Raw genomic sequence first — 3,335 nt, forward strand, 5'->3', positions numbered from 1 at the left:
TCGAACAAAATTCGATTGCGCGCCATCGTCGAGGGGTCGCAGCCTGCCTGGCTGATCTATGCCGATGCGTGGCACCCGGGATGGCAAGCACGCATCGACGGCAAGAGCACGCCGATCAGTCGGGCGAACCTGGCATTCAAAGCGGTGCGGGTCGCACCGGGAGAACACACCATCGAATTCATCTATGCTCCCACATGGAGAAACGCGCTGGCCTGGGGCGTCGCCCTGATCGGCCTGGCCGCCGGATCGTCGCTGGTGATCGGGATGCTCGCTTCCACCCTGGCGGAGATGCGCCGCCATCGCCCGGCTCGTGCGACGCTTGTCCCAACCATGCCATTGGTCGATTCCGAGCGACACATCCGGGAGCTGGCTGCGCTGGGATCTCGCGACAATTAGTCGCCCACGGGTAGCGGAAGGCTGACGCCTTCCTTTTTGAGCTGCTCGCGCACCCACTCGAACTTTTCATAATTGGAAATCGTGATGGGGCCGGTGTATGTCATGCTTTGCAGCTTGCGCGGCGGATACTGCACGTAGGTTTTCATCAAGTCCTTGATCGCTGCGCTGATCGGCACCATGGTCCAAGTCCGCTCTGTAATGTTGCTCATGAAGATATCATAGCGCTCCTGCGGATCTTGCCAGAGGTCGAAGATCTGCGGAATGGTGGCGACATACGAGCTCGGGCCTTTCCAGCCGAGGTTGCTGTCCACCGCGAGGCCGCCGGTCTTGGCGCCGTCGTCGCCCCGGAGATTGAACACGGCTTTGTAGTTGGCCAGGCGGCAGGCGCCAGGCGAGAGCTCGTCTTCGGTGAAGTAGAACCACGAATTGCGGGCACACTTGCCCTTGCCAAGCAGCAGGGGCGACATGTCGTAGCTATCGAAAATCATCGGCTGGCCTTCGCGATCCTGCTTGGGCAATTTCGCTCCCGCTACGGCGGCAAATGTGGCCATCAGGTCCAGGCCGCCGACGATGTCGTGGTTCTTGGCGCCGGCCGCGATCTTGCCCGGCCAACTGGCAATGGCGGGAACGCGGTTGCCGCCCTCGCGCACCGTGCCCTTGGTGCCGCGGAACGGCGTGTAGCCGGCATCGGGATACACGTCTTGCCAGGCGCCGTTGTCAGTCGTGTAGAACACCAACGTGTTCTTGTCCAAACCCAGCTCGCGCAGCTTGTCCATGATGTGGCCGATGCGGGCGTCCAGCTCGACCACCGAGTCGGCGTATTTGCTCTTGGACATCGACTTGTGGACGAACTCTGGAGCCGGGAGATTCGGCTGATGGACTTTCATGAAGTTGATGTTGATGAAGAACGGCTGATCGCTCTTGGCGGCCTCCTCCAGAAACTTGATGCCGGATGCCTCGACGTATTTGTCCATGAACGGAATGCCGACGACGCCCTTGTCCGGCGTGTCCACGTATTGGCCGTTCACCTTCCAGTCCTGATGTGCCGGCTCGCCCGCCTTGCCCGACATCGAACCCTTGGTGACTTTGTCGAACATGGCGCGCAGCTTGGGGTCCATGTCGGGGAACCAGGTCGGATCGCCATAGGTGTAGGCGTTGCAGTGATAGAGGAAGCAGTGCTCCATCACGTCGTAGCCGTGAGCGTTGGGCAGCGCATAGCCGGCTTCACCCAGGTGCCATTTGCCGGTGAAATACGTCTTGTAACCGGCCGACTTCAGCACCGAGCCGAGCGTCCATTCCGCCTTGGGCAAGCCCCCGCCCTGACCTTGAAAGGCCACGGTGGTCATGCCGCTGCGGGCCGGTCTGCATTGCCGCGCGGCCGGGCGTGCAGCTTGGCTGGGCGTAGAACGAATAGAACTGCATGCCGCCGCTGGCGAGCCGGTCAATGTTCGGCGTGGGCATGCCGCGCCCCTCGCCTCCTCCGTAAGGTCCAAGATCACCGTAACCGGTATCGTCCGAAACGATGAACAGAATGTTGGGCCGCTTCTCTGCCGCAGAAACCGTAGCGCCGGCTCCATGCATCGCGCACAGCACGGTCAGCAGCGACAACCCGCAATTCAAAACGGACGCGGTTTTCATCGGTGTACCCTCTTTTGACCCATCACGAATTCAGAAGTCATCGCCAGCGCGCGATTATAGTTGGCGGTCGAGCAAAGTCGAACCAAACGTCGGCGCTTATTGAAGGACCGGTTTTGAAGCCAGCGCGGCCGATTGCTGAGATCGGCGCGCAGAAAACTCGCGACGCTCCGTCATTGTCCGAGTTGCGACAGGGCCGTTCGCATCGGCTTGCTGGAAACCTGGATCAGGCCATCGAACGGCTGGCTTAAGTCCGCAATCAGAAACACGGCGCCGGCCACCGACAAGGCGCATACGAACAGCGCCACGACCACGGTCGAGTTCCGCGGCGAATAAAGCCCGAAACTGGTGAACAGAATCAAGATCCAGAACGCCAGCACGACGAGAAACGGTGTCGGGATCGACGTCTCGTCTTGCAGGCTCAATTGCCAGCGCGTTTTGGCCAGCTCGGTGCACGTCGCCAGCGCCTGCGATTGAATCGATCGCTGGGCGTCGTTGGTGGGCGAAAGATCGCGAATCGCTTCATACAGAACCGCGCCGCGCGCCGTCAAATCGGCAAAGTTCAAGTCCACCCCGCCCGATCCCTCGGCAGGCCACAGGTGGTCGATGACCAGCTTGACCGTGCGATGCAAGGCTTCGCGGGCCGCTTTGGTTTCGCTGCCGTAGCGTGCCAGCGAGCGGTCGAGCAGGATCAGATTGGTTGCCAACTCGTTATAGCCGTCCCTCTGCGAATCGAACTGTGACGTCGCCCCGGCCACGAGCAGGCCCAAGACAAGAGCCGCCATCGTGGCTACCAACCCAGTGGCCAGTGTCACCACGTCCTGCGACTCTTTGCTCAAGTGTGCCGCCGGAAGCCGCCCACGTAGAATCATGCCGATCCACACCCCGCCAAAGGCGCATCCAAAGATGACGGCGGCACTTGCAAGCGAGTTCATGGCAGGCTCAACATGGGCTGAAAAGCAGTCTCGCCACCTTGCGAAAAGGTTCGATGGCGTCGTCATCTTAACGAGGCGTTCTCGCTCGCGTCTATCGTGCGTCGGCGGCCTCCGTCTTCTCGCGGCTCGGAGTTTTAGCTGCTGAACCTGCCTTGCTGACAACGCCGTCCCAGCCAACTATCATATGGGCTGGCTGCGGAGCCGGACCCCATCACGGTGCCCGCGGCTACTTGCCTGCCGCGCAATGCGAATCACGCCTGCCCTGCCGCGATGCGACCACCCTCCCGAATCATCAGCCCCACGACCACGCCCATGAAACGCCATTGCCTTTTCGCGCTCGTCCTCGCGTTCCTTCCCGCGGCTTCGATT

At 61.3% G+C, this 3,335-nt stretch carries 4 protein-coding genes; 1 reads left to right on the plus strand and 3 read right to left on the minus strand.

The window, feature by feature from the left end; genetic code table 11:
* On the plus strand, window positions 1–396 hold a 396-nt coding region (locus VGG64_15385), incomplete at its 5' end, for a YfhO family protein (GenBank protein ID HEY1600985.1).
* Here VGG64_15385 and VGG64_15390 read toward each other — a convergent pair.
* The 3 genes from VGG64_15390 to VGG64_15400 form a co-directional block, all read right to left on the minus strand.
* The gene (locus VGG64_15390; protein ID HEY1600986.1) at window positions 393–1,706 is read right to left on the minus strand and encodes a sulfatase-like hydrolase/transferase; all 1,314 of its coding nucleotides are present in this window, start codon (window positions 1,704–1,706) and stop codon (window positions 393–395) included. The two genes, VGG64_15385 and VGG64_15390, sit on opposite strands and share 4 nt — an antisense overlap.
* On the minus strand, window positions 1,621–2,034 hold the full coding sequence (locus VGG64_15395) for a sulfatase-like hydrolase/transferase (protein HEY1600987.1): 414 nt from the start codon (window positions 2,032–2,034) through the stop codon (window positions 1,621–1,623). The genes VGG64_15390 and VGG64_15395 overlap by 86 nt, the downstream gene beginning before the upstream one ends.
* Before the next feature lie 170 nt (window positions 2,035–2,204).
* Window positions 2,205–2,966, minus strand: a complete 762-nt coding sequence (locus VGG64_15400; GenBank protein ID HEY1600988.1) for a hypothetical protein — start codon at window positions 2,964–2,966, stop codon at window positions 2,205–2,207.
* Window positions 2,967–3,335 lie beyond the last annotated feature (369 nt).

The sequence above is a fragment of the Pirellulales bacterium genome (assembly GCA_036490175.1).
In the GTDB taxonomy this organism is placed as follows: Bacteria; Planctomycetota; Planctomycetia; order Pirellulales; family JACPPG01; genus JACPPG01.

What these genes read in the sequence shown, in the direction of transcription:
- VGG64_15395 (HEY1600987.1), bottom strand. Translation starts at nt 2,034, where the DNA reads ATGAAAACCGCGTCCGTTTTGAATTGCGGGTTGTCGCTGCTGACCGTG.
- VGG64_15400 (HEY1600988.1), bottom strand. Translation starts at nt 2,966, where the DNA reads ATGAACTCGCTTGCAAGTGCCGCCGTCATCTTTGGATGCGCCTTTGGC.